The organism is Pseudomonas sp. ZT5P21 (genome assembly GCF_054897785.1).
On record NZ_CM142705.1, the window covers coordinates 5,236,843 to 5,261,465 of the forward strand.

Consider the following 24,623-nt stretch of genomic DNA (forward strand, 5'->3'; position numbering starts at 1 on the left):
AAGCCGAGACCGCTGCGCGGTCTATCGCGAGCAAGCTCGCTCCCACAGGGTTCCGCGTGGTAACCCGATCCAATGTGGGAGCGAGCTTGCTCGCGATGAGGCCAGATCAGGCACCAAAGAACCCACCGGTTGTTCCCGGAGAACCGAAATGACTGACACCGCCATGTCCCCCGCTGAATTCGAGGCCGCCCTGCGCGCCAAAGGCGCCTACTACCACATCCATCACCCGTACCACGTGGCGATGTATGAAGGCCGGGCGACCCGCGAGCAGATCCAGGGCTGGGTTGCCAACCGCTTCTACTACCAGGTGAACATTCCCCTGAAAGACGCCGCTATTCTGGCCAACTGCCCGGACCGCGAGATCCGTCGCGAGTGGATCCAACGCCTGCTGGACCATGACGGTGCCCCTGGCGAAGACGGCGGCATCGAAGCCTGGCTGCGTCTCGGGCAAGCGGTCGGCCTCGACCCGGACCAACTGCGCTCTCAGGAACTAGTGTTGCCCGGCGTGCGTTTCGCCGTGGACGCCTACGTCAACTTCGCCCGCCGGGCCAGTTGGCAGGAAGCCGCCAGCAGCTCGCTGACCGAACTGTTCGCGCCGCAGATCCATCAATCGCGCCTGGACAGCTGGCCGCAGCATTACCCGTGGATTGACCCGACCGGCTACGCGTATTTCCGCACCCGTCTGAGCCAGGCGCGACGCGATGTGGAACACGGTCTGGCGATCACGCTGCAGCACTACACGACGCGGGAAGGCCAGGAGCGCATGCTGGAAATTCTCCAGTTCAAACTGGACATACTTTGGAGCATGCTCGATGCCATGAGCATGGCCTACGAACTGAAACGCCCGCCGTATCACAGCGTGACCGAGCAACGGGTCTGGCATAAAGGAATCACCTTATGAGTTTCGATCGCAGCAAGACCCCGACCTGGCGTCCCGGCTACCGTTTCCAGTACGAACCGGCGCAGAAAGGCCATGTGCTGCTCTACCCGGAAGGCATGATCAAACTTAACGAAAGCGCCGCGCTGATCGGCGGTCTGATCGACGGCGAGCGTGATGTTGGGGCGATCATCACCGAACTGAACGCGCAGTTCCCCGGCGTGCCGGAGCTCGGTGATGACATCGAGCAATTCATGGAGGTCGCCCGTGCTCAGCACTGGATCGAACTTGCCTGATTGCGTGTCAGGCAAGTTACCGCTCAAGCCTGAAATCGGTCTGCCTCTGTGGTTGCTGGCCGAACTGACTTACCGCTGCCCGCTGCAATGCCCCTACTGCTCCAATCCACTGGATTTTGCCGAGCAAGGCAAAGAGCTGAGCACCGAGCAGTGGATCAAGGTGTTTCGCGAGGCGCGGGAAATGGGCGCGGCGCAGCTGGGCTTTTCCGGCGGTGAGCCGCTGGTTCGCCAGGACCTCGCCGAGCTGATTGCCGAGGCGCGCAAGCTGGGTTTCTACACCAACCTGATTACTTCCGGCATTGGCCTCACCGAGCAGAAAATCAGCGATTTCAAGAAAGCGGGCCTGGACCACATCCAGATCAGCTTTCAGGCCAGCGACGAGCAGGTGAACAACTTGCTGGCCGGCTCGAAAAAAGCCTTCGCGCAGAAGCTGGAAATGGCTCGCGCGGTAAAGGCTCATGGCTATCCGATGGTGCTGAATTTCGTCACCCATCGGCACAATATCGACAATATCGACCGGATCATCGAGTTGTGCATCGCCCTTGAAGCGGACTTCGTCGAGCTCGCCACTTGCCAGTTCTACGGTTGGGCGCTGCTCAATCGGGTCGGTCTGTTGCCGACCAAAGAGCAGTTGGTCCGCGCCGAACGCGTTACCAATGAATACCGCGCCAAACTGGAAGCCGAAGGGCATCCGTGCAAGCTGATTTTCGTCACCCCGGACTACTACGAAGAACGCCCGAAAGCCTGCATGAATGGCTGGGGCAGTATTTTTCTTACAGTGACTCCGGACGGAACCGCCCTGCCCTGTCACGGCGCCCGACAGATGCCAGTGCAGTTTCCCAATGTGCGCGACCACAGCATGCAGTACATCTGGTATGACTCGTTCGGCTTCAACCGCTTCCGCGGTTACGACTGGATGCCCGAGCCGTGCCGTTCCTGCGACGAGAAAGAAAAGGACTTCGGTGGCTGCCGTTGCCAGGCGTTCATGCTCACGGGTGACGCGAGCAATGCCGACCCGGTGTGCAGCAAGTCGCCACATCACGGCGTAATCCTCAAGGCCCGCGAAGAAGCCGGGCACGCGACCCAAACCATCGAACAATTGGCCTTTCGCAATGAACGAAACTCACGACTCATCGCCAAGAGCTGAACCTTTCAGCGCCGCCAAGGCCGTCGCTGCCGGTGTCGACTTTGCCGAATTGCAGGTTGGCCTGCATGGCCTGTTCTGGAACGAGTATCGTCCCGAGGACGCTGCCTGTCGGATCTGGCATTGGCGTGACGGCCAGGCACATTGCCTGACGCCAGCGGGTTTCAGTGTGCGTAGTCGAGTGTACGAATATGGAGGTGGGGCGTTTTGTCTGACCGATGATGGTTTAGTTTTCGTCAACGAGGCGGATCAGCAGCTGTATCACCAATCGCTGAAAGACGAAACGCCCGAGCCGCTGACATCCGGCGAATGCCGCTATGGCGACCTGCAGTTTGCAAATGGGCAGGTGCTGGCGGTTGAAGAGCATCGGGAACGGCATCGGCTGGTGGCCATCCATCTGGCGGACGGGGGACGTCAGCTACTGGCCGAGGGTGCGGACTTTTATGCCGCGCCGACGTTGAGCCCTAACGCTCAACGGTTAGCCTGGATCGAGTGGAGCCGCCCGGATCAGCCATGGACCGCGACTCGCCTGATGGTTGCAGACCGCCAGGGGGGAAGCCGTTTCACTCAGGCTCGCTGTGTGGCGGGCGATGGTGTCGAGGAGTCGCTGCAGCAGCCGCGATTCGATGACAATGGTCGTCTGTATTGTCTGACGGATCGTGACGGCTACTGGCAGCCGTGGATGGAATGTTCAGAAGGCCTGAGTCCTTTACCAAGCGCCGCGGCGGACCATGGGCCAGCGCCCTGGCAGTTGGGTGGTTGCACTTGGCTGCCCCTCGGCGAGAACACTTACCTGGCGAGCTGGACGGAAGGCGGATTCGGCCGACTGGGACTTTGCAGTGACACCCCTGAAGATTTCACCGGGGACTACAGCCGTTTCCGACATCTCGCACTGGATAAACAATTCATCTACAGCATCGCCGCCTCGCCAGTCAGTTCGCCCGCCGTGATCTCCATCGACCGCAAAACCCGACAGGTCAAGGTGTTGGCCGGGGGAGTAGCGCCGTTGCCCGCCGAGCAAATCAGCGTCCCGCAAACCCTGCGCTACCCGAGCGGTGCGGGCGAGGCTCACGGTTTCTTCTATCCGCCGATGACTGGCGACGCGAAACCGCCACTGGTGGTGTTCATCCACGGCGGCCCGACATCGGCGTGTTACCCGATGCTCGATCCGCGCATCCAGTACTGGGCGCAACGCGGCTTTGCCGTGGCCGACCTCAACTACCGGGGCAGCAGCGGCTATGGCCGGGCCTACCGCCAGGCGCTGCATTTGAGTTGGGGGGAAGTGGATGTGGAAGATGCCTGCGCGGTGGTCACCCACCTCGCCGAACGCGGTTTAATCGATGGCGACAAGGCGTTTATTCGCGGCGGCAGTGCCGGCGGCTACACCACGCTGTGCGCGTTGGCGTTCAAGAAGGTCTTCCGCGCCGGCGCCAGCCTTTACGGCGTCAGCGATCCCGTTGCCCTGGGCCGCGCGACACACAAGTTCGAAGGCGATTATCTGGAATGGCTGATTGGCGATCCTGTCAAAGACGCCCGGCGCTACGCCGCACGCACGCCCCTGCTGCATGCGAGCAACATCAGCGTGCCGGTGATTTTCTTTCAGGGTGAACTGGACGCCGTGGTCGTACCGCAGCAGACCCGCGACATGGTCGAGGCGCTGCAGGAAAACGGCATTCTGGTTGAAGCGCATTACTACGCGGACGAACGTCACGGCTTTCGCAAGGCCGGCAATCAGGCCCATGCGCTGGAGCAGGAATGGTTGTTTTATCGGCGGGTGATGGCGCCGGCGGAATGAAGTCGGCGCTCAGATCAAAATGGTGGCGCCTCTTTCGCCCGCTCCCACATTTAAACTTTAGTATTCACAGCTTGTGTGTGAACTGAAGATCCAATGTGTATGCGGGCTTGCTCCGGGAGCGATCTACCTGACGCTGCAACTTTCAGCGCTTGGCGATGATGTACACCGCATGCACGATCCCCGGGATGTAACCGCACAGCGTCAGCAGAATGTTCAGCCAGAAAGCGCCGGCAAAACCGACTTGCAGAAACACACCCAATGGTGGCAACAGAATAGCGATGATGATGCGAATGATATCCATGGGGCAGCTCCTGATTGGAAGTGGACTCGTGCGAGCCTTACTGCTAATCGACCAGCGCCGTTCGTCAGGGTTCAGTGCGGTCGTTCGGATATTTGCGTTGGGCAATTTTGAGGGCGCAGCTCGAAAACCTGGATGGGGTGAGCTGATTACTTTTCTGCGGACAAAAGAAAACCCCGCCGAAGCGGGGCTTTGCAGACTGTTTCCCTGACATCCATTTCACTCCGCCGTCCTGGCAGAATCCTACGTGTCCGTGTTGTTGCTTTGCGCTTCCTGCGCGACGTCCATGAGAAGTAGATTAGCTGTGGATCCAATCTTCATCTATGGTAGAAGAGCAGCACGTCATGTAAGACAATGCTTACAGGACGTTGCATTGTCAGAACTGCGCTGCGTCCAGCAGAAACAGCGATTCGCTACCGGCCTTCACCGACGCGCTCAACGAATGAATGCGCGGCAGCAGGCGTGCGAAATAGAACCGCGCGGTGCCCAGTTTGCTCGCGTAGAAATCGTCCTGCGCTTCTTTGCCCAAGGCCGCCTTGGCCATCAGCGCCCACATGTAGGCGTAAGCCACATATCCGAAGGTTTGCAGGTACTCGACCGAGGCCGCACCGATTTCGTTCGGGTTGTTTTTCGCCCGGTCCAGCAACCATGCGGTCAATTCATCAAGGGTCGTCACGGCATCGTTCAGCGGCTTGGTGAACTCGGCCAGATCAGCGCTGGCGGTCGCGGTGAAATGACGGATCTCGTCGGCGAACAGGTTGTAGAACGCCCCGCCGCTGCCGACGATCTTGCGCCCTACAAGGTCCAGCGCCTGAATGCCGTTGGTGCCTTCGTAGATCTGGGTGATACGCACGTCGCGCACCAGCTGCTCCTGGCCCCACTCACGGATGTAACCGTGACCGCCGAACACCTGCTGACCGTGAACCGTGGTTTCCAGGCCGAGGTCTGTCAGAAACGCCTTCGCCACCGGAGTCAGCAAGGCCACCAGGTCTTCCGCGCGTTTGCGGGTCGTGGCGTCTTCACTGAATTTAGCGGTGTCCAGTTGCATGGCCACATAAGTAGAGAACGCACGGCCGCCTTCGTTCGAGGCTTTCATGGTCAGCAGCATGCGACGCACGTCCGGGTGAACGATGATTGGGTCAGCCACTTTGTCTTTGTTCTGCGCGCCGGTCGGCGAGCGGCTTTGCAGGCGGTCGCGAGCGTATTCAACGGCGTTCTGGTACGAGCGCTCGCCGGTGGCCAGGCCCTGGATACCCACGCCCAGACGTTCGTAGTTCATCATAGTGAACATTGCCGCCAGGCCTTTGTTCGGCTCGCCAACCAAATAACCCACCGCCTCGTCGAAGTTCATCACGCAGGTCGCGGACGCCTGAATGCCCATCTTGTGTTCGATCGAACCGCAAGTCGCCGGGTTACGCGCGCCCAAGCTGCCATCGGCATTGACCATGAACTTCGGCACCAGGAACAACGAGATGCCTTTCGGGCCTGCGGGGGCATCGGGCAGTTTGGCCAGCACCAGGTGGATGATGTTTTCGGTCAGGTCATGTTCACCACCGGTGATGAAGATCTTGGTGCCGCTGACCTTGTAGGAACCGTCGGCCTGAGGTTCGGCCTTGGTGCGGATGATCCCCAGGTCCGTGCCGGCGTGCGGCTCGGTCAGGCACATCGAACCGGCCCACACGCCGGCGTACATGTTCGGCAGGTAAGCGGCTTTCAGTTCTTCGCTAGCGTGGGCATTGATCGACAGGCAAGCACCGGCGGTCAGCATCGGGTAAAGCCCAAACGACAGGCTCGCGGAGTTGACCATTTCTTCGACCTGAGCCGACACCGCCTTGGGCATGCCCATGCCGCCGTAGGTTGGATCGCCACCGACGCCGACCCAACCGCCTTCGGCGTATGTCTGATAAGCCTGTGGGAACCCTGTCGGCGTGCTGACAGCACCGTCCGCCCAATGGCAACCTTCTTCGTCAGCTGAACGACTTAGGGGCGCGATGCTTTTGCTGGTGACCTTGCCGGCTTCTTCAAGAATGGCTTCTACGGTTTCCGCATCAACGGTATCGGCCAGTGCAGGCAACTCGGCCCAGAGTTTAGCGACTTCGAACACTTCATTGAGGACGAAGCGCATATCGCGCAGGGGCGCTTTGTAGTCAGCCATGGCAAACCTCGCAGGATCTTTACAGGTGATTCGTAGGAAGAAAGTTTCGTTGGGCCGAGTGTAACCCAAGAACTTTTGAGACACATAGGGTCAGGCTGTGACCGTTTTGTAAATTTTGGTCATTTGATTTTTATGTCTGCCAGAACGCCTTCGCGGGCAAGCCACGCTCCCACAGGTCATGCGCCAAATTTAAAATGACGCAAATCCTGTAGGAGCGAGCGATGCGGCGACCCGACTTGCCCGCGAAGCTTTTCACACGCAACCGTTACAGCGCGAACAACTCTGCCGGCAGCTGCATCAAGCAATCGCTACCCGCTTCGATGGCCGCGCGATGAGCGGCGGTGCGCGGCAGCAATCGCTTGAAGTAAAACTCGCTGGTCGCCAGTTTGCCCCGGCAATAATCGGCATCACCGGTGCCCGTATCCACTTGCGCCTGAGCCACCAAAGCCATGCGCAGCCACAGATAGCCAAGGATGATGTAACCGCTGTACATCAGGTAATCCACTGACGCCGCGCCAACTTCGTCCGGATTCTTCATCGCGGCCATGCCGACCTTGGTAGTCAATTCGCCCCACTGCCGATTCAACTCGTTGAGTTGCGCCACATAACTGGCGAGTTGCGGATGCCCGGCGTTCGCCGCGCAGAACGTGTGAACGATTTTGGTAAAGCTCCGCAGCAGTTTGCCCTGGCTGCCGAGCACTTTGCGCCCCAGTAAATCCAGCGCCTGAATGCCGTTGGTGCCTTCGTAGATCGGTGCGATCCGGCAATCGCGAACCAATTGCTCCATGCCCCACTCACGAATGAAACCGTGACCACCAAATACCTGCATGCCGTGGTTGGTCACTTCCAGCCCGGTGTCGGTCATGAAGGCTTTGCAGATCGGCGTCAGGAACGCCAACAGGTCTTCGGCGCCCTGACGCGCCGTTTCATCCGGGCTCAGATGTGCGACATCGAGTAACTGCGCCGTGAAGTAGGTGAGCGCACGATTACCTTCGTTGAAGGCTTTCATGGTCAGCAACATCCGGCGCACATCAGGATGAACGATGATCGGGTCGGCGGCTTTTTCCGGCGCTTTCGGGCCGGTCAACGAGCGCATCTGCAGTCGCTCGTTGGCGTATTTAATCGCGCCCTGGAAGCTCGCCTCACCCAGACACAAACCCTGCATCCCGGTGCCGAGACGCGCATGGTTCATCATGGTGAACATGCAGTTCAGGCCCTTGTTCGGCTCTCCGATCAGGAAGCCCTTGGCCCCGTCGAAGTTCAACACGCAGGTGGCCGAGGCCTTGATGCCCATTTTGTGTTCGATCGAGCCGCAGGAAACGCCGTTGCGTTCTCCCGCTTCACCGTCGGCATCGGGTAGGAATTTTGGAACGATGAACAGCGAAATACCCTTGGTGCCTGCAGGCGCATCCGGCAGTTTCGCCAGCACGAGGTGAATGATGTTGTCGCTCATGTCGTGCTCGCCGGCGGAGATGAAAATTTTGCTGCCGGAAATCGCGTAACTGCCGTCCGCTGCAGGCACGGCGCGGGTCTTGATGATGCCCAGATCGGTGCCGCAATGGGCTTCGGTCAGGCACATGGTGCCGGTCCATTGGCCCGCGGTGAGTTTGCTCAGGTAGGTCTGCTTCTGCTCCTCGGTACCGTGGGCATGGATAGCTGACATAGCCCCATGCGTCAGGCCGGGGTACATGCCCCAGGAGGTGTTGCTGGAACCGATCATCTCGCTGAGGACCAGCCCCAGCGAACTTGGCAAACCCTGACCGCCATAGGTCGGATCGGCCGCCAGACCATGCCAGCCGCCTTCAACGTATTGTGCGAAAGCCTGCTTGAAGCCTGCAGGCGTTGTCACCACGCCATTGTCGAAATGGCAGCCTTCTTCGTCGCCGCTGCGATTGAGCGGTGCGAGCACGTTCTCGCAGAATTTTGCACCTTCTTCGAGTATCGCATTGACCATGTCCGGGCTGGCCTCGGTGGCGCCCAGCGCTGCGTAGTGGCTGTGAAAATCGAAGACGTGGTCGATCAGAAAGCGCATGTCGCGCAGGGGAGCTTTGTACTCGGGCATGGTCATTTCTCCGGCAGCAGATACCTTAAACCTACTGCCGTCGACCACGCCTCACAATCACAGTCCAGACGCTGAATGCGCGATCATCACTCAACCCGCAGCGGCGCCCATGCGCACCGCGCCACGGCGATTCTGACCGTAAGCCACCACGCAGTTTCGTCCGGCCCCCTTGGCGGCGTAGAGCGCTTCGTCGGCGGACTTGAGCACTTTTTCGGGATTCCTCTGCTCCACTCGCTCCGCGACGCCAATGCTGACGGTGACCGACACACTCGAGGCGCCTGATCCGGAACGACGCTGACGACCTTGCTGGTCGTCCTGAGGACGGCTGTCCTGGTTACGCAGTTGAATGTTGTAGGTCGCAATGGATTCGCGGATGACTTCCAGGTGCGGCATGCACTCTTCGAGCGTCTTGCCCGCGAACACCAAGGCAAATTCCTCACCGCCGTAGCGATAGGCCCTACCGCCGCCGCCGATTTTCGACAGCTTGCTGGCAACCAGGCGCAGCACCTGATCACCGACATCGTGGCCGTGAGTGTCGTTAAATTTCTTGAAGTGGTCGACGTCGCTCATGGCCAATACGTAATTGCGCCCCAGGCGTTGCATGCGCTCGTTCAAGGCGCGGCGCCCCGGCAGCCCGGTGAGCTCATCGCGAAAAGCCATCTGATAGGCTTCATGGGCAACCGCGGCGGCGATCATCAACATCACCTGACTGCACATGATGTTAAGGGTGAACGGCAGGATGAAGGTTTTCGGCAACGCCCAGAACAGTCCGAGCAAACCCACCAGTTGTGCGGCGTGCAAGGGCCTCGGGTTACGCCAGTATTGCCAGCTCAGCAGCAGGAACGAAGCGATGAACACCGGATAGGACAGCTGGATCAGGCTCATCCAGGCGCCATGCAGGGCGGGCCAACGGATTTCCGACAACCACATCAGCAACGCCTGTGGGTAACTTTGCTCCAGACCCAACGCCACACTGCCGACAGCCAGCAACACCGCGAAGCGCGCGACCATGTCCTGGAATAAATGGGTGCGCTCCTGCCATGCCGCAAATACACCAAACAGCAGCGGCAGCAGCAAACAGCACAGGTGAAAGACCACGGCAGCGTCTTCGCGCACCTTGCCGTTGTCGCGGTAATAGTCGGTCTGCGTGTCGAGCAGGTAGTAAGCGATGTACACCGTGACCATCAGAAACAGCTCACGCTGACGTCGGTAAACCGCACAATAAGCACCACCGAGCAACAACACGAGGGTTGGCAACACGTTGAACAGCGACGTGAAGAAGACGTTCAGATCCTTGACGTAGGCAGCCGCCAGCCCCGCAATCAAAAGCAGAAGTGACGGTAGAAAATGACTGAGACGTACAGCGGAAGAACGCGGCAAGGGTAAAGCTCCGACCCGGGAAACTGAGATGGCATTGTGCCTCCTCATCGAACGACATGTCACATCGCCATCCTCTTTAACGGCAGCAAAGTCGTTCTTCTTAGCGTTTTAGTCAGGAATATTTACGCGCGGAAATCGTGTACAAAAAAGCCGCTGTTTCGGAAGGAAACAGCGGCTTCATGAAGTGACAGCTCGGGACTTAGTAGCCCAGTGCGAAGTCTTCTTCTTTCATGTCCATCAGGTTGTTGGCGCCCGATAGCATGGTTGCAACGTGAGTGCGGGTACGCGGCAGGATGCGCTGGAAGTAGAAACGCGCGGTCTGCAGCTTGGCGGTGTAGAACGCCGTTTCGGTGGTGCCGGCCGCCAGTTTCTCGGCTGCCAGGCGCGCCATGTCAGCCCAGAAGTAGGCCAGGCAGGCGTAACCGGAGTACATCAGGTAGTCCACCGAGGCCGCGCCAACTTCTTCACGGTCTTTCATGGCCGCCATACCGACCTTCATGGTCAGCTCGCCCCATTCTTTGTTCAGTGCAGCCAGCGGTGCGACGAATTCTTGAACGGCCTCGTTGCCTTCGTTGGTCTGGCAGAACTTGTGGACGATCTTGGTGAAGCCTTTCAGGGCCTCGCCTTGAGTCATCAGCACTTTACGGCCCAGCAGGTCGAGTGCCTGAATGCCGGTGGTGCCTTCGTACAGCATCGAAATGCGGCTGTCGCGAACGTTCTGCTCCATGCCCCACTCGGCGATGAAGCCGTGGCCGCCGTAGATTTGCACGCCGTGGTTGGCGGATTCAAAACCGACTTCGGTCATGAAGGCTTTGGCGATTGGCGTCATGAACGCCAACAGTGCGTCGGCTTTCTTCTTCTCTTCTTCGTCCACGCCGTACTTGACGATGTCGACTTGCTTGGCGGTGAAGTAAACCATCGCGCGGTTGCCTTCGGCGAACGCTTTCATGGTCAACAGCATGCGGCGTACGTCAGGGTGCACGATGATCGGGTCAGCGGCTTTTTCCGGCGCTTTCGGGCCAGTCAGGGAGCGCATTTGCAGACGATCGCGAGCGTATTTCAGGCCGCCCTGGAAGCCGATCTCGGCGTGGGCCAGACCTTGCAGCGCGGTGCCCAGACGTGCGGTGTTCATGAAGGTGAACATGCAGTTCAAGCCCTTGTTCGCCGGGCCGATCAAGAAGCCGGTGGCCGCGTCGAAGTTCATCACGCAGGTGGCGTTACCGTGGATGCCCATCTTGTGTTCCAGGGAACCACAGGACACGGCGTTGCGCGCACCGACCGAACCGTCTTCGTTCGGCATGAACTTTGGAACGATGAACAGCGAGATGCCTTTGGTGCCAGCCGGCGCATCCGGCAGGCGGGCCAGCACGATGTGGACGATGTTGTCGGCCATGTCGTGTTCACCGGCCGAGATGAAGATCTTGGTGCCGGTGACTTTGTAGGAACCGTCGGCCTGAGGTTCGGCCTTGGTGCGCAGCATGCCCAGGTCGGTGCCGCAGTGCGGTTCGGTCAGGCACATGGTACCGGTCCACTCGCCGGAGACCAGTTTGGTCAGGTAGGCGTGTTGTTGCTCAGGCGTGCCGTGCTCGGAGATGGTGTTCATCGCGCCGTGGGAAAGGCCCGGGTACATGCCCCACGACCAGTTGGCCTCGCCAACCATCTCGCTGACTGCCAGACCCAGCGACTCCGGCAGGCCCTGGCCGCCATGTTCTGCGTTGTGGGCCAGGCTTGGCCAGCCGCCTTCGACGAATTGCTTGTATGCCTCTTTGAAGCCGGTCGGGGTTTTAACGCCAGACTCGCTCCAGGTGCAGCCTTCGGTGTCACCCACGCGGTTCAGCGGAGCCAACACCTGCTCACAAAACTTGGCGCCTTCTTCGAGAATGGCGTCAACCATGTCAGGAGTTGCGTCTGCACAAGCCGGAAGGCTTTGATAGTGCGCTTCGTAGCCGAGCAGTTCGTCACGAACGAAGCGAATATCACGCAAGGGGGCCTTGTAGTCAGGCATAGCGATAAACCTCTGCTGATGTAACCGGGAATGAACGACCGCGTTGATTTGTTGTGACGGTCAAACAGTTGTTTGAAACATACGTTTACGCCCAAATCTTGTCAAGCGTCGATCTTTTGCCGTTCGTCATCGCACCGCGCAAATGCCAGACGTACGGCAACACTGCGCCGTTGTCCTGGCAACACGCGGTATAAGAAAGTTTAGTTAGGTGAGAAGGACTTACGAACAAAAACGCCGCGAAAGAACGCGGCGTTGGAAGTTCTGATTCAGCGGATGATCAGGCGAAGGTGTCGATCAGAGTGCCGAGCATTTCATCGGAAGCCTTGGCAACTTTGACGCCCGCCTCGACCTGAAACTTGCCCTGCGCCATCTCGACCATGTTACTGCTCAGGTCCGACTGCTGACTGCGATCGACCGAACGCAGACGATCGACCTGAACCTCGGAGGACTGGCTGGTCACCGAGCGTTCGATTGTATTGTTGGCGATCTGGCCAGAAGCCTGATCGACACGGTTCTGTCCTGTCTGAATAGTGCTCAGACCGGCGTAAAAAGCGGTACTTCCTGAGATTTCCATGGGAGAACTCGTCCGACGAAGGATCAACAGCGGCCATTGAAGCAGACGCACGCACAAAACACCCGACAAAAACACTAATGGCACAGTGCCTTGTCATAGGTAAAACCATTGCCTGAAACTTCAGTCCAGCAAATCCAGCTGAAGATGCTCTGCGACCGCCTCCGCCGTCACCAGCTTGAGTTTCGGCACCCGCCCCAGACACGGTGCCGGGATCCGTTCGGCAAGCGTGGCTAGGTTTTCCTCAAGACGTGCAGTCTTTGCATCGATGATGTTGGCCACCCAACCCGCCAGCTGCAGACCGTCCTGGGCAATTGCCTCGGCGGTCAGCAACGCATGGTTGATGCAACCCAACCGCACGCCGACCACCAGAATCACCGGCAGATCCAGCGCCATGGCCAGATCCGACAGGTTGTCCTGATCCGCCAACGGCACGCGCCAGCCGCCAGCACCTTCGATCAAGGTGAAATCTGCCCGCATATCCAGAATCTGCCGCATCGGCGCCAACAGGGATTGCACCGTCAACGCCACGCCAGCTTCGCGCGCCGCCAGATGCGGTGCGATGGCCGGCTCGAACGCCACCGGATTGACCTGTGCATACGTCAGCGAAACCGAGCATTCCGCGAGCAGCGCCAATGCGTCAGCGTTACGCAAGCCCTTGGGCGTCAAATCGCACCCCGAAGCAACCGGTTTTCCCGCCGCCGTACTCAGTCCCGCCGACCGGGCGGCATGCAGCAAACCCGCAGCCACGGTGGTTTTACCGACATCGGTGTCAGTGCCGGTGATGAAATACGCTGCGCTCATAAGGGTTTCTCCAAAACGGCGTACAGCACTTGATAAGTCGCCGGCAGGCCTTCAGCCTGACGAAACTGCTCATAAGCCTCGACCAGGCCGAGAATCCGCGCCCGACCAGTCAACCCGCCCGGACGACCGGGGTTAAGGTTATGCGCGCCCAATGCCTTGAGTTCGTGGGTCAGGCTGCGCACATCCGGGTAATGCAGCACATGAGGGCGGGTTTGCAGACTCGCGACCTTCAAACCGCTGGCCGCGCACAGCTGTTGATAAACCTCGAACTCGCGGAAGCGGTTGACGTGCACCATGCCATCCACCTGCCGCCAGCTTTTGCGCAGCTCAAACAGCGTGCCCACGCACAGACTAGCAAATGCGAACATTCCGCCAGGTTTCAGCACACGATTGGCTTCGCTGAGCACCGAAGCGAAGTCCGCACACCACTGCACCGCCAGGCTGGAGAAGATCAGATCACAGGTCGAATCCTGCAATGGCAGTCGTTCCGCATCTCCGGCGATAAAATGCGTGGCGCCACCCAACGGGCGCGCGTGATTGAGCATCCCTTCGGCGATGTCCAGCGCCACGCCGTGACCAACAGGAAAACGCTCACTCAGCACACGACTGAAATATCCGGTGCCACAGCCTAGATCCAGCCATCGACCCGGCGAGAAATCGCCCGGCAAACAGCGCAACAACTGGCTGCCGACATCACGCTGCAATTCAGCCACGCTGTCATAACTGGCCGCTGCGCGGGAGAAGGATGCTGCCACCTGGCGCTTGTCGGGCAAGTCGCCGGGTAGTTTGGGGAAGGATAAATCAGTCATCACCGAACTCATGCAAAAAAGCCTGGATCGCCCCCGCCACACCGTGAGGGTCCTCCAGAAGAAACGCGTGGCTGGACTGTTCGATCAGGCCGATTTCGACATCTGGCAGCAATGTCACCAGCTCCCCGGCAGCCTCGGCCGGAACCAACCCGTCAAGACCGGCAAACAGATGCAATTGCGGCCCCTGAAAATCCAGCAAAGCCTGACGTGTACTCATTCCACGCAGCAACTCCAGGCCACCTAACAGCGTCTCGACCGAGGTTTTGGGGGCTGCGGCCAACAACAGCCGGGCAAGCGACCGCGGGTCGGCAGATCCCTGCGCGCAAAGCAGGCTGAAGCGCTTCAACGTTGCGCCGGGATCAAGACGACAGCCGTTCAGGAAGGCATTGAAATCGTCCTCATGCATCGCATGGGTCCAACCAGCCCAAGCCACGAAACAGGGATTGCTAGCGAGGGTGATCAAGCCGCAGCAGCGATCACCGCGTCGCGCCGCCAACTCGGACGCAAGCATGCCGCCGAGAGACCAGCCGCCAAGCCAGACATCCTGAGGCACTATCGAATCCAGCTCGTCTAGCCATTCTTCAAAGTCGCCGGACTCCAGTTCCGGTAACGGCTCGATTTCCACGCGCAAGTGTTCGTCCAGCCCTTGCAAAGCGGCGGCCAATGGCTCCAGCGGTGAAATCCCGAGGCCCCAGCCAGGTAGCAGAATCAGACGATCACGCATGGCTTGGCTCCGGTCCCAGTTGTGCAAAACAATCGGCCAATCCATTTAACAATAGCTGTACCTGCGCTCCGCTGTGCGCAGCGGTCAGGGTCACCCGCAGGCGTGCGCTGCCGGCGGGCACTGTGGGCGGACGGATCGCCGTCACCATCAAACCGCGTTCGCGTAGCATCCGCGACAGTCGCATCGCGCGTCCGGCATCGCCGATCATGATCGGCTGGATCGGCGTGAAACTGTCCATCAGCTCCAGGCCGATCTGCTCGGCGCCTTGGCGGAACTGCCGGATCAGGGTCTGCAGATGTTCACGACGCCAATGCTCGGTGCGCAGCAGTTCCAGGCTTTTCAGCGTTGCACAGGCCAGGGCCGGCGGTTGGCTGGTGGTGTAAATGTAGGGGCGCGCGAACTGGATCAGGCTCTCGATCAACTCTTCGCTGCCGGCAACAAAGGCGCCAGCAGTGCCGAAAGCCTTACCGAGCGTGCCGACCAGCACCGGCACGTCTTCCTGGCTCAGGCCGAAATGCTCGACGATCCCGCCACCGCGGGCGCCCAGCGGACCAAAACCGTGCGCGTCATCGACCATCAGCCACGCGCCTTTGGCCTTGGCTTCCCGAGCGAGTGCCGGCAGGTCGGCGATATCGCCGTCCATGCTGAACACGCCGTCGGTGACCACCAGCGTATTGCCGGTGGCCTTCTCGAGCCGATTGGCCAGACTCTTCGCGTCGTTGTGCAGGTAACGATTGAAGCGCGCGCCGGACAACAGACCGGCATCCAGCAATGAGGCGTGATTAAGGCGGTCTTCGAGCACCGTATCGCCCTGCCCCACCAGCGCAGTCACCGCGCCGAGGTTGGCCATGTAGCCGGTGGTGAACAGCAACGCACGCGGGCGGCCGGTCAGATCGGCCAACGCCTCTTCCAGCTCGTGATGTGGCGTGCTGTGGCCAATGACCAGATGCGAAGCCCCGCCACCGACGCCCCATCGAGACGCCCCGGCACGCCAGGCTTCGATCACTTGCGGGTGGTTGGCAAGCCCCAGGTAGTCGTTGTTGCAGAACGCCAGCAATGGCTGACCGTCGACCACCACTTCCGGGCCTTGGGGGCTTTCGAGCAGTGGGCGTTGGCGGTAGAGGTTTTCGGCACGACGGGCGGCAAGGCGTGCGGCGAGATCGAAAGACATGCAGGCCTCGTGGGTCAATTCACAAATATGGGCAACGCGACTATCCCAACGTGGGAGCGGGCTTGCTCGCGAATGCGGGGGGACATTCAACAATGATGTCGACTGAACTGACGCATTCGCGAGCAAGCCCGCTCCCACCTTCGATTGTTTGTCGGATCAAACAGCCGCGTTGTAGAACATCTCGCTGCTCTTCTGCTCAACCAGCGCCTGCTCGATAGCCGCCTGATGCACTTCGTCGGCGTGCTCTTCGCGCGCTTCCGGCAGGATGCCCAAGCGCCCGAACAGTTGCATGTCCTTGTCAGCCTGCGGGTTGGCGGTGGTCAGCAGTTTGTCGCCGTAGAAAATCGAGTTCGCACCGGCGAAGAACGCCAGAGCTTGCATCTGCTCGTTCATGGCTTCGCGGCCGGCGGACAGGCGCACGTGGGATTGCGGCATCAGGATGCGCGCGACAGCGAGCATGCGGATGAAGTCGAACGGGTCGATTTCTTCGGCGTTTTCCAGTGGCGTACCGGCGACTTTCACCAGCATGTTGATCGGCACCGATTCCGGATGCTCCGGCAGGTTGGCCAGCTGGATCAGCAGGTTGGCGCGGTCATCGAGTGACTCGCCCATGCCGAGGATGCCGCCGGAGCAGATCTTCATCCCCGAATCACGCACGTAGGCCAGGGTTTGCAGGCGCTCGCTGTACGTGCGGGTGGTGATGATGCTGCCGTAGAACTCAGGCGAAGTGTCAAGGTTGTGGTTGTAGTAATCGAGGCCTGCCTTGGCCAGCGCTTCAGTCTGGTCCTGATCCAGACGGCCCAGGGTCATGCAGGTTTCCAGACCCATGGCTTTCACGCCCTTGACCATCTCCAGCACGTACGGCATGTCTTTGGCCGACGGGTGTTTCCACGCCGCGCCCATGCAGAAACGGGTCGAACCAATGGCCTTGGCACGAGCGGCCTCTTCGAGGACCTTCTGCACTTCCATCAGTTTTTCTTTTTCCAGGCCGGTGTTGTAGTGACCGGACTGCGGACAATATTTGCAATCTTCCGGGCATGCGCCGGTCTTGATCGAGAGCAGCGTGGAAACCTGGACGCGGTTGGCGTCGAAATGCGCGCGGTGCACCGTTTGCGCCTGGAACAGCAGGTCGTTGAATGGCTGAACGAAGAGTGCTTTGACTTCGGCCAAAGACCAGTCATGACGCAGGGTTGCAGAGGTGCTGGCGCTCATGGGTGTTTCCTTGATTATGCTTGGCAGGCGACTGGGGTATGGAATACCCACAGACGCAACACGGATGTTCGGCATATTTAAGGAAGAGCGATGCGCTGTCAACCACGATACAAAGGACCGGTTTACATCTGGTTAAAAAACAATCAAACCTGTTTGCTCTGCGGCGAGACCGCCGATGTAGCTCCGCCGCTCTGCATGGCGTGTGAAACCGATCTGCCCTGGCTCGGTGATCACTGCCAGACCTGCGCCCTGCCCTTGCCCGCGGCAGACATGACGTGCGGCCAATGTTTGAAGGCGCCGCCATCTTTCGAACAGGTGATCGCCCCCTGGACCTACAACTTTCCGATCGACAGCCTGATCACTCGTTTCAAGCACAGTGCGAAGTGGCCGTTTGGCCGCCTGCTTGCCGAACTTCTCGCGCAGTCCCTGCAACATCGCTTCGATGAAGAACTGGAGCGCCCGGACGCGTTGGTCCCGGTTCCGCTCGCTACCAGACGTCTGCGTCAACGGGGTTTCAACCAGGCCGCCATGCTGGCCCGCTGGTTGGGCGCCAGCCTGGATATCCCCTGCGACGAACTGCTGCTCAAGAGAATTCAGGACACCAGCGCGCAACAGGACCTGAAGGCCGAGGCCCGCAAAAAGAACCTGCGCAACGCCTTCGCCCTGATGCCCGATGCGCTGATCAAGGGCCGTCACCTGGCGCTGGTGGACGACGTACTGACCACCGGCGCAACCGCCCAGGCTCTTGCGCGCCTGTTGATGGACGCCGGCGCCGTGCGGGTCGACGTCTATTGCCTGGCCAGAACCCCCAAACCCGGCGACATCACCTGACTTAAGCCAAACACAAAACCTGTGGGAGCGGGCTTGCTCGCGAATACGGTAAGTCATTCAGCATTTGTGTGACTGACACACCGCAATCGCGAGCAAGCCCGCTCCCACACGGATTGCGTTGAACTGGACGGTATTACGACTGACTTGACTCCCGCAGCCCGAGCCGCCAACGTCCTAACCATCATCACCCGCCAAAGCGTCCCGCCATGTCACTGCCAACATTGTTGTCCCAGCACATCGCTCGTCGCCCGCAGCGCATCGCGTTGCTGCAACACATCGCCGAACAGGGCTCGATCACTCGCGCCGCGAAAAGTGCGGGGTTGAGTTACAAAGCGGCGTGGGACGCCATCGACGAGTTGAATAACCTCGCGCAGAAACCGCTGGTGGAGCGCAGTGTCGGCGGCAAGGGCGGTGGTGGCGCGAAACTGTCCAGCGAAGGCGAACGCGTATTGCGCCTGTATCAAAAGCTGCAAACGTTGCAGGCTCAGGTGTTGGAAGCCGCCGAAGACGCCAGCGACCTGGATCTGCTCGGCCGCCTGATGCTCAGAACCAGCGCGCGCAATCAATTGCACGGCAAGGTCATGGCGATTGTCGCTCAGGGGCGCAACGACCTGATTCGTCTTCAACTCGCCGAAGGCCTGGCCCTCGATGCGCAGATCACCCACGACAGCACGGTGCGCCTGGAGCTGGAGCCCGGCATAGAAGTCGTCGCCCTGATCAAGGCCGGTTGGCTCGACCTGCTGGCCATCGAAGACACTGCAACACCCGGACACAATGACCTGACCGGCATCATCGAGGAAATCCTCTACGCCGCAGACAGCCCCTGTGAAGTGCGCATCGGCCTGCCCAATGGCCAGACGTTGTGCGCGCTGGCCGAGCCGCTGCACCTGGAAACCCTCGGCCTCATCACCGATAAACCGGTGCGGGTGCAATTTGCGCCATCCAACGTTTTGCTCGGTACACAGCTCTGACACATAAGCTTCACTAACGCTCTTTAAGGTGACTCAAAAACCTGCAGGGAGCCTGATGTGAGCCTATTAGAAGACAACCAATCCACCGACCTCGAAAAGATGGTCGGCCTCAGCCGTCGCGGCTTCATCAGCGCGGGCGCCCTGTGCGGCGCAGCGATGTTCCTCGGCGGCAACCTGCTGAGCCGCAGCGTGCTCGCGGCCAGTGTCAGCGCAGGCACCAGCAAACTGTTGGGTTTTGATAGCATTCCTGCTGCCACCAGCGACGCCATTACCCTGCCGCCCGGCTACAAGTCTTCGGTGCTGATCAGTTGGGGCCAGCCCCTGCAAAAGGACGGTCCGGCGTTCGACCCGAGCGGTAACGGCAGCGCCGAGCAGCAGGAAGTCCAGTTCGGCGACAACAACGACGGCATGAGCCTGTTCGAGTTTCCCGGCGAGAAAGACCGGGCGCTGATGGCGATCAACAACGAATACACCAACTACCGCTACCTCTATCCCCACGGCGGCATGCCGCAATCGAATGAAGACGTGCGCAAGGCACTGGCCTGCGAAGGCGTGTCGGTGATCGAAGTACAGCGCACGAACGGCCAGTGGCAGTTCGTCCAGGGCTCGCGCTACAACCGTCGTATTCACGGCAATTCCCCGATCAGCCTGAGCGGTCCCGCTGCCGGCCATGACCTGCTGAAAACCAGCGCTGACCCGCACGGCAAGAACGTCCTCGGCACCTTCCAGAACTGCGCCAATGGCAAGACGCCGTGGGGCACGTACCTGACGTGTGAAGAGAACTTCACTGACTGCTTCGGCAGCAGCAATGCCGAGCAGAAATTTGACGCGGCGCAAAAACGCTACGGTGTAGTGGTCGCCAGTAAGGAGAACAACTGGCACCCGCACGACGAACGTTTCGACGTGGCAAAGAACCCCAACGAGCTCAACCGTCACGGCTGGATTGTGGAAATCGACCCGTTTGATCCGGAATCGACACCGGTCAAACGCACGGCCCTGGGCCGTTTCAAACACGAAAACGCGGCCCTGGCCGAAACCCATGACGGCCACGCCGTGGTGTACATGGGCGACGATGAGCGCGGTGAATTCATCTACAAGTTCGTCAGCCGCGACAAGATCAACCACCAAAACCCGAAAGCCAATCGCGACCTGCTGGACCACGGCACCTTGTACGTGGCGCGCTTCGACGCGGGTGATGGCAACGCCGATCACCCGAAAGGCCAGGGCGAGTGGATCGAACTGACCCACGGCAAAAACGGCATCGACGCCAGCAGCGGCTTTGCCAATCAGGCCGAAGTGCTGATTCACGCACGACTCGCGGCCACGGTGGTGAAAGCCACGCGCATGGACCGTCCGGAGTGGATCGTCGTCAGTCCCAAGGACGGACAGGTTTATTGCACGCTGACCAACAACGCCAAGCGCGGTGAAGACGGTCAACCGGTGGGCGGGCCGAACCCGCGCGAGAAGAATGTCTACGGGCAGATTCTGCGCTGGCGCACCGACCGTGATGATCACGGATCGAACAGCTTTGCCTGGGATCTGTTTGTGGTCGCCGGCAACCCGGGCATCCACGCTGGCACGCCGAAGGGTGGTTCGTCGAACATCACGCCACAGAACATGTTCAACAGCCCGGACGGCCTGGCATTCGATGACGCCGGTCGGTTGTGGATTCAGACCGATGGCGACTCGAGTAACGCCGGTGATTTTGCCGGCATGGGCAATAACCAGATGCTGTGCGCCGATCCGGGAACCGGGGAGATCCGCCGCTTCATGGTCGGGCCGATTGGCTGCGAAGTGACGGGGATCAGCTTTTCGCCGGATCAGAAGACGTTGTTTGTCGGGATTCAGCATCCGGGCGACAGCGGTACTTCGACGTTCCCCGAGCATTTGCCGAACGGCAAGCCGCGGTCTTCGGTGATAGCGATTTCCCGTGAGGATGGCGGGATCGTCGGCGCCTGATCGGCCCTCATCGCGAGCAAGCTCGTTCCCACATTGGATTTGTGAACACATAACCCTGTGGGAGCGAGCTTGCTCGCGATGGCGTACGCATGAACAACACTCATCTCAACCCCAGCCACTAAAGACAGCCCGTCTGCGCTACCATGCTTGGCCGGACGCGGCAGCCTGCTGCGCGCAGGAGTCAGCATGGCCCACCCGTTTGCAACCCTCACCCCAGACCTCGTGCTCGATGCCGTCGAAAGCATCGGCTTTCTCAGCGACGCGCGCATTCTGGCGCTCAACAGCTACGAGAACCGTGTCTATCAGGTCGGCATCGAAGACTCCGAGCCGCTGATCGCCAAGTTCTACCGCCCGCAGCGCTGGACCAACGAAGCGATTCTCGAAGAGCACCAGTTCACCTTCGAACTCGCCGAATGCGACGTGCCGGTGGTGGCGCCGATGATTCACAACGGTGCCAGCCTGCACGAACACAACGGCTTCCGTTTCACCCTGTTCCCCCGCCGCGGTGGACGCGCGCCGGAGCCGGGCAATCTCGATCAGCTGTATCGCCTCGGCCAACTGCTCGGACGCTTGCACGCCGTTGGCGCAACAAAACCGTTCGAGCATCGTGAAGCGCTGGGCGTGAAGAACTTCGGTCACGATTCGCTGACGACCTTGCTCGAAGGCAATTTCATCCCGAAAAGCTTGCTGCCGGCCTACGAGTCCGTCGCTCGCGACCTGCTCAAGCGGGTAGAAGAGGTTTACAAAGCCACACCGCACCAGAACATCCGCATGCACGGCGATTGCCACCCCGGCAACATGATGTGCCGCGACGAGATGTTCCACATCGTCGACCTCGACGACTGCCGCATGGGCCCGGCGGTGCAGGACATCTGGATGATGCTCGCCGGTGACCGTCAGGAATGCCTGGGTCAGCTGTCGGAATTGATGGACGGCTACAACGAGTTTCACGACTTCGACCCGCGGGAACTGGCGTTGATCGAGCCGCTGCGCGCATTGCGCCTGATGCACTACAGCGCCTGGCTGGCACGCCGCTGGGATGACCCGGCGTTCCCGCACAGTTTTCCCTGGTTCGGCACGGAGCGCTATTGGGGCGATCAGGTGTTGGCGTTGCGCGAGCAGTTGGCTGCGCTCAATGAAGAACCTCTAAAACTCTTCTGATTCACATGGCCACTGTGGGAGCGAGCTTGCTCGCGATAGCGGCAGATCAGTCAAAAATGCAGCAACTGACAGATTGCTATCGCGAGCAAGCTCGCTCCCACAGTTGTTCGTGTTCACAATTGGCCAACCTATTCAGGTACGACATTCGCCGGCAAATCTCCTTACAATCCCCTCTTTGTTAGCTGCCTAAGCAAGGATTCTGCATGCAAGCCGCCAACCCGCGTCGCGGATACATCCTGGGCCTGAGTGCCTACATCATCTGGGGCCTGTTCCCGCTCTACTTCAAAGCCATCGCCAGCGTGCCCGCCGTGGAGATCATCATCCACCGAGTGCTCTGGTCCGCGCTGTTCGGTGCCTTGCTGCTGATGGTGTGGAAGCATCCCGGCTGGTGGCGCGAGCTGCGTGACAACCCTAATCGACTGGCGATCCTCGCGCTGAGCGGCACGCTGATCGCCGCCAACTGGCTGACCTATGTCTGGTCGGTGAATAACGGGCGCATGCTCGAAGCCAGCCTGGGTTACTACATCAATCCGCTGGTGAACGTGCTGTTGGGCATGTTGATTCTGGGGGAGCGGCTGCGGCGCATGCAGTGGATCGCAGTGGGTCTGGCCGCGATTGGCGTGGCGCAACAAGTATGGCAAGTCGGGAGTCTGCCGTGGGTGTCACTGGTGCTGGCGCTGACGTTCGGGTTCTACGGTTTGATCCGCAAGCAGGCGCCGGTCAAAGCCCTGCCCGGCCTGGTGGTGGAAACCTGGATGCTGGTGCCGATTGCCATTGCCTGGCTGCTATTCAATCAGACGGCCACAAGCGCTCAGCCCGAGTTCTGGACGACCTCCGAAGCCTGGTGGCTGGTCGCTGCAGGGCCGGTGACGCTGGTGCCACTGGTGTGTTTCAACGCCGCCGCACGGCATTTGCCCTACACCACGCTGGGATTCCTCCAGTATCTGGCGCCGACGCTGGTTTTGCTGCAAGCCGTTTTGCTGTTTGGCGAACACTTGTCGTCCATCACCTTGGTGGCGTTCATCTTTATCTGGGCAGGACTGGCGGTTTACAGCGTCGATGCGTGGATAAGTTTGCGCCGTCGCAACTGATCAAAAATCGCGCAAACCTCCACAGGCCGCGTATTTCGTGGCCTGCAGCGATCCTTCCCAAGGTTATCCACAGCGTGATCCCCGGCGTTTGTGCGCAACTTGTTGAATCTGATGGTTTTTTGACCAGCTCATGGAGAAGCCCGGCCGGCGTGGGCTGGCGGGCTGTCTCTACAGGTTATCCACAGGCAGGTGCACGTGTAACTTGGATAACCCTGTCAGGGTTCGCTGCGCAGGACCAATTCAACCATCAAATCGTCCGCCAGGGTTTCAAGGCGCGATTGCAGCACGTCCAGCGACAACGTCAGCGGAACGGCAAGGATCGCTTCGGCGTGGAACAACGGCTCGCTGCTCATCGGCGCCGGGCGCACTTCGGTGACCAGTCGTTCCAGATTCACCCCTTGCTCACTCAACAGGCGCGTGATGTCGCGCACGATCCCAGGGCGATCATTGCCCACCAGTTCCATGGCAATCGGTTTCCAGGTGCAGGATTGCTCGATGCCGCTTTCGGCAATCAATACGCGAATGCCGTGCGCCGACAAAGCCTGTAGGGCATCGACCAATTCGTCGTAGGCTTCGGCCGGCACGCCCACCCGAAGAATCCCGGCAAACTGCCCGGCCATGCGTGACATGCGGCTTTCCAGCCAGTTGCCACCGTGCTCGGCAATGCACTGGGCGATGCGCTCGACCTGCCCAGGCTTGTCCGGCGCGAAAACAGTGAGTACGAGGTGGTCCATGGCGCAGCCCTCTGATCATGACTTTTGTTATGGAAAAGCAAGTATAGGCAAGGGTTGACGGGTGCTTTGGGCGGATCCGGAATCGCTGGTGTTTTGACTGGCCTCTTCGCGGGCAAGCCCGCTCCAACAGGAGCATGCGCAATCCCTGTGGGAGCGGGCTTGCTCGCGAATGAAGGCGCCGCCAATCCCACTGAAAAAACAAATCGTGTACAACTTCTTATATTTAGCTGGAACAATCCAATACTTTTTTGAGAACATCCACATCCCCGACGTGACCGCAATGCGTCATCGGGTCGCAGAACGACGTATTTAGTCTGATTTTCACAACCGCAATTCATCATGTAGTATGCCGCAGCGCGCACTACATCGCGCACTACATAACGTGGATCGATGTCTGCCACAGGCGCGGTCGCAGCCCTGAAAGCCCTATCAGCAAGGCTTCAAAGCCGTTGATCGGTTCCATCCCAGCCGCCCGAAATGGCATGTACTGGTGGAAGGGGTTTGTGGTTTAAATAGCCAGAGGCTTCATTGTCAATTTGAAGAGCTGAAAAGCGAAATAGCTGAGCAGAGTGA

21 protein-coding genes are annotated in these 24,623 nt (G+C 59.8%); 9 read left to right on the forward strand and 12 right to left on the reverse strand.

Features of this window, described 5'->3' with window-relative positions:
• Window positions 1-148: 148 nt before the first annotated feature.
• Genes pqqC through ACYZT9_RS24445 form a run of 4 tightly spaced genes read left to right on the forward strand, consistent with a single transcriptional unit; the run spans window position 149 to window position 4,112 of the window.
• Entirely contained in the window at window positions 149-901 is a 753-nt protein-coding gene (gene pqqC, locus ACYZT9_RS24430) for a pyrroloquinoline-quinone synthase PqqC (RefSeq protein WP_462007757.1), read from the forward strand.
• On the forward strand, window positions 898-1,173 hold the full coding sequence (pqqD, locus tag ACYZT9_RS24435; protein ID WP_462007758.1) for a pyrroloquinoline quinone biosynthesis peptide chaperone PqqD: 276 nt from the start codon (window positions 898-900) through the stop codon (window positions 1,171-1,173). The genes pqqC and pqqD overlap by 4 nt, the downstream gene beginning before the upstream one ends.
• Window positions 1,145-2,320, forward strand: coding sequence for a pyrroloquinoline quinone biosynthesis protein PqqE (pqqE, locus tag ACYZT9_RS24440; protein ID WP_462007759.1), 1,176 nt, complete (start codon window positions 1,145-1,147; stop codon window positions 2,318-2,320). The genes pqqD and pqqE overlap by 29 nt, the downstream gene beginning before the upstream one ends.
• On the forward strand, window positions 2,286-4,112 hold the full coding sequence (locus ACYZT9_RS24445) for a S9 family peptidase (RefSeq protein ID WP_462007760.1): 1,827 nt from the start codon (window positions 2,286-2,288) through the stop codon (window positions 4,110-4,112). Before pqqE ends, ACYZT9_RS24445 begins: the two co-directional genes overlap by 35 nt.
• A gap of 142 nt (window positions 4,113-4,254) precedes the next feature.
• On the opposite strand, the gene ACYZT9_RS24450 is transcribed toward ACYZT9_RS24445, so the two are convergent.
• The 11 genes from ACYZT9_RS24450 to bioB form a co-directional block, all read right to left on the reverse strand.
• A complete protein-coding gene (locus ACYZT9_RS24450; protein ID WP_003211049.1) occupies window positions 4,255-4,413 on the reverse strand; it encodes a YqaE/Pmp3 family membrane protein in 159 nt (52 codons plus the stop codon).
• A 373-nt stretch (window positions 4,414-4,786) separates the two neighbouring features.
• Window positions 4,787-6,565: an acyl-CoA dehydrogenase C-terminal domain-containing protein gene (locus ACYZT9_RS24455; protein ID WP_462007761.1), complete on the reverse strand. Its 1,779-nt coding sequence runs from the start codon at window positions 6,563-6,565 to the stop codon at window positions 4,787-4,789.
• A 265-nt stretch (window positions 6,566-6,830) separates the two neighbouring features.
• Window positions 6,831-8,627, reverse strand: coding sequence for an acyl-CoA dehydrogenase C-terminal domain-containing protein (locus ACYZT9_RS24460; protein ID WP_462007762.1), 1,797 nt, complete (start codon window positions 8,625-8,627; stop codon window positions 6,831-6,833).
• Window positions 8,628-8,717: 90 nt separating this feature from the next.
• Complete coding sequence (locus tag ACYZT9_RS24465; RefSeq protein ID WP_462007763.1) at window positions 8,718-10,007, reverse strand: GGDEF domain-containing protein; 1,290 nt, start codon at window positions 10,005-10,007, stop codon at window positions 8,718-8,720.
• 199 nt (window positions 10,008-10,206) lie between these two features.
• A complete protein-coding gene (locus ACYZT9_RS24470) occupies window positions 10,207-12,012 on the reverse strand; it encodes a phenylacyl-CoA dehydrogenase (RefSeq protein WP_462007764.1) in 1,806 nt (601 codons plus the stop codon).
• A 277-nt stretch (window positions 12,013-12,289) separates the two neighbouring features.
• Window positions 12,290-12,586 (reverse strand): pyrroloquinoline quinone biosynthesis protein PqqE, encoded by a 297-nt coding sequence (locus ACYZT9_RS24475; RefSeq protein ID WP_462007765.1) that lies wholly within the window; start codon window positions 12,584-12,586, stop codon window positions 12,290-12,292.
• A gap of 120 nt (window positions 12,587-12,706) precedes the next feature.
• Entirely contained in the window at window positions 12,707-13,387 is a 681-nt protein-coding gene (bioD, locus tag ACYZT9_RS24480; RefSeq protein ID WP_462007766.1) for a dethiobiotin synthase, read from the reverse strand.
• Window positions 13,384-14,196, reverse strand: a complete 813-nt coding sequence (gene bioC, locus ACYZT9_RS24485; RefSeq protein WP_462007767.1) for a malonyl-ACP O-methyltransferase BioC — start codon at window positions 14,194-14,196, stop codon at window positions 13,384-13,386. The genes bioD and bioC overlap by 4 nt, the downstream gene beginning before the upstream one ends.
• Window positions 14,189-14,920, reverse strand: a complete 732-nt coding sequence (locus tag ACYZT9_RS24490; protein ID WP_462007768.1) for an alpha/beta fold hydrolase — start codon at window positions 14,918-14,920, stop codon at window positions 14,189-14,191. The genes bioC and ACYZT9_RS24490 overlap by 8 nt, the downstream gene beginning before the upstream one ends.
• Window positions 14,913-16,091 (reverse strand): 8-amino-7-oxononanoate synthase, encoded by a 1,179-nt coding sequence (gene bioF, locus ACYZT9_RS24495; RefSeq protein ID WP_462007769.1) that lies wholly within the window; start codon window positions 16,089-16,091, stop codon window positions 14,913-14,915. The genes ACYZT9_RS24490 and bioF overlap by 8 nt, the downstream gene beginning before the upstream one ends.
• Before the next feature lie 156 nt (window positions 16,092-16,247).
• Window positions 16,248-17,303 carry a biotin synthase BioB gene (bioB, locus tag ACYZT9_RS24500; protein ID WP_462007770.1) on the reverse strand — a complete coding sequence of 352 codons (1,056 nt, stop codon included), beginning with the start codon at window positions 17,301-17,303 and terminating at the stop codon, window positions 16,248-16,250.
• A 90-nt stretch (window positions 17,304-17,393) separates the two neighbouring features.
• Here bioB and ACYZT9_RS24505 point away from each other — a divergent pair, with 90 nt between their 5' ends.
• The 5 genes from ACYZT9_RS24505 to rarD all read left to right on the forward strand — a co-directional run bounded on the left by ACYZT9_RS24505 (window position 17,394) and on the right by rarD (window position 23,316).
• The gene (locus tag ACYZT9_RS24505) at window positions 17,394-18,134 is read left to right on the forward strand and encodes a double zinc ribbon domain-containing protein (RefSeq protein ID WP_462007771.1); all 741 of its coding nucleotides are present in this window, start codon (window positions 17,394-17,396) and stop codon (window positions 18,132-18,134) included.
• Window positions 18,135-18,340: 206 nt separating this feature from the next.
• Window positions 18,341-19,105, forward strand: a complete 765-nt coding sequence (locus tag ACYZT9_RS24510) for a TOBE domain-containing protein (protein WP_462007772.1) — start codon at window positions 18,341-18,343, stop codon at window positions 19,103-19,105.
• Window positions 19,106-19,162: 57 nt separating this feature from the next.
• Window positions 19,163-21,064: a PhoX family protein gene (locus ACYZT9_RS24515; protein WP_462007773.1), complete on the forward strand. Its 1,902-nt coding sequence runs from the start codon at window positions 19,163-19,165 to the stop codon at window positions 21,062-21,064.
• A 186-nt stretch (window positions 21,065-21,250) separates the two neighbouring features.
• Window positions 21,251-22,225, forward strand: coding sequence for a serine/threonine protein kinase (locus ACYZT9_RS24520; RefSeq protein ID WP_462007774.1), 975 nt, complete (start codon window positions 21,251-21,253; stop codon window positions 22,223-22,225).
• 203 nt (window positions 22,226-22,428) lie between these two features.
• Window positions 22,429-23,316 (forward strand): EamA family transporter RarD, encoded by an 888-nt coding sequence (rarD, locus tag ACYZT9_RS24525; RefSeq protein ID WP_462007775.1) that lies wholly within the window; start codon window positions 22,429-22,431, stop codon window positions 23,314-23,316.
• 215 nt (window positions 23,317-23,531) lie between these two features.
• Here the strand turns inward: rarD and ACYZT9_RS24530 are convergent, their stop codons facing one another.
• Window positions 23,532-24,050: a glycine cleavage system transcriptional repressor gene (locus ACYZT9_RS24530; RefSeq protein ID WP_007947710.1), complete on the reverse strand. Its 519-nt coding sequence runs from the start codon at window positions 24,048-24,050 to the stop codon at window positions 23,532-23,534.
• Window positions 24,051-24,623: the final 573 nt, after the last annotated feature.

What these genes read in the sequence shown, in the direction of transcription:
- bioC (WP_462007767.1), bottom strand. Translation starts at nt 14,196, where the DNA reads ATGACTGATTTATCCTTCCCCAAACTACCCGGCGACTTGCCCGACAAG.
- bioB (WP_462007770.1), bottom strand. Translation starts at nt 17,303, where the DNA reads ATGAGCGCCAGCACCTCTGCAACCCTGCGTCATGACTGGTCTTTGGCC.
- ACYZT9_RS24490 (WP_462007768.1), bottom strand. Translation starts at nt 14,920, where the DNA reads ATGCGTGATCGTCTGATTCTGCTACCTGGCTGGGGCCTCGGGATTTCA.
- ACYZT9_RS24510 (WP_462007772.1), top strand. Translation starts at nt 18,341, where the DNA reads ATGTCACTGCCAACATTGTTGTCCCAGCACATCGCTCGTCGCCCGCAG.
- ACYZT9_RS24470 (WP_462007764.1), bottom strand. Translation starts at nt 12,012, where the DNA reads ATGCCTGACTACAAGGCCCCCTTGCGTGATATTCGCTTCGTTCGTGAC.
- bioD (WP_462007766.1), bottom strand. Translation starts at nt 13,387, where the DNA reads ATGAGCGCAGCGTATTTCATCACCGGCACTGACACCGATGTCGGTAAA.
- ACYZT9_RS24505 (WP_462007771.1), top strand. Translation starts at nt 17,394, where the DNA reads ATGCGCTGTCAACCACGATACAAAGGACCGGTTTACATCTGGTTAAAA.
- pqqD (WP_462007758.1), top strand. Translation starts at nt 898, where the DNA reads ATGAGTTTCGATCGCAGCAAGACCCCGACCTGGCGTCCCGGCTACCGT.
- ACYZT9_RS24460 (WP_462007762.1), bottom strand. Translation starts at nt 8,627, where the DNA reads ATGCCCGAGTACAAAGCTCCCCTGCGCGACATGCGCTTTCTGATCGAC.
- ACYZT9_RS24475 (WP_462007765.1), bottom strand. Translation starts at nt 12,586, where the DNA reads ATGGAAATCTCAGGAAGTACCGCTTTTTACGCCGGTCTGAGCACTATT.
- ACYZT9_RS24530 (WP_007947710.1), bottom strand. Translation starts at nt 24,050, where the DNA reads ATGGACCACCTCGTACTCACTGTTTTCGCGCCGGACAAGCCTGGGCAG.
- pqqC (WP_462007757.1), top strand. Translation starts at nt 149, where the DNA reads ATGACTGACACCGCCATGTCCCCCGCTGAATTCGAGGCCGCCCTGCGC.
- rarD (WP_462007775.1), top strand. Translation starts at nt 22,429, where the DNA reads ATGCAAGCCGCCAACCCGCGTCGCGGATACATCCTGGGCCTGAGTGCC.
- ACYZT9_RS24455 (WP_462007761.1), bottom strand. Translation starts at nt 6,565, where the DNA reads ATGGCTGACTACAAAGCGCCCCTGCGCGATATGCGCTTCGTCCTCAAT.
- ACYZT9_RS24520 (WP_462007774.1), top strand. Translation starts at nt 21,251, where the DNA reads ATGGCCCACCCGTTTGCAACCCTCACCCCAGACCTCGTGCTCGATGCC.
- ACYZT9_RS24445 (WP_462007760.1), top strand. Translation starts at nt 2,286, where the DNA reads ATGAACGAAACTCACGACTCATCGCCAAGAGCTGAACCTTTCAGCGCC.
- bioF (WP_462007769.1), bottom strand. Translation starts at nt 16,091, where the DNA reads ATGTCTTTCGATCTCGCCGCACGCCTTGCCGCCCGTCGTGCCGAAAAC.
- ACYZT9_RS24450 (WP_003211049.1), bottom strand. Translation starts at nt 4,413, where the DNA reads ATGGATATCATTCGCATCATCATCGCTATTCTGTTGCCACCATTGGGT.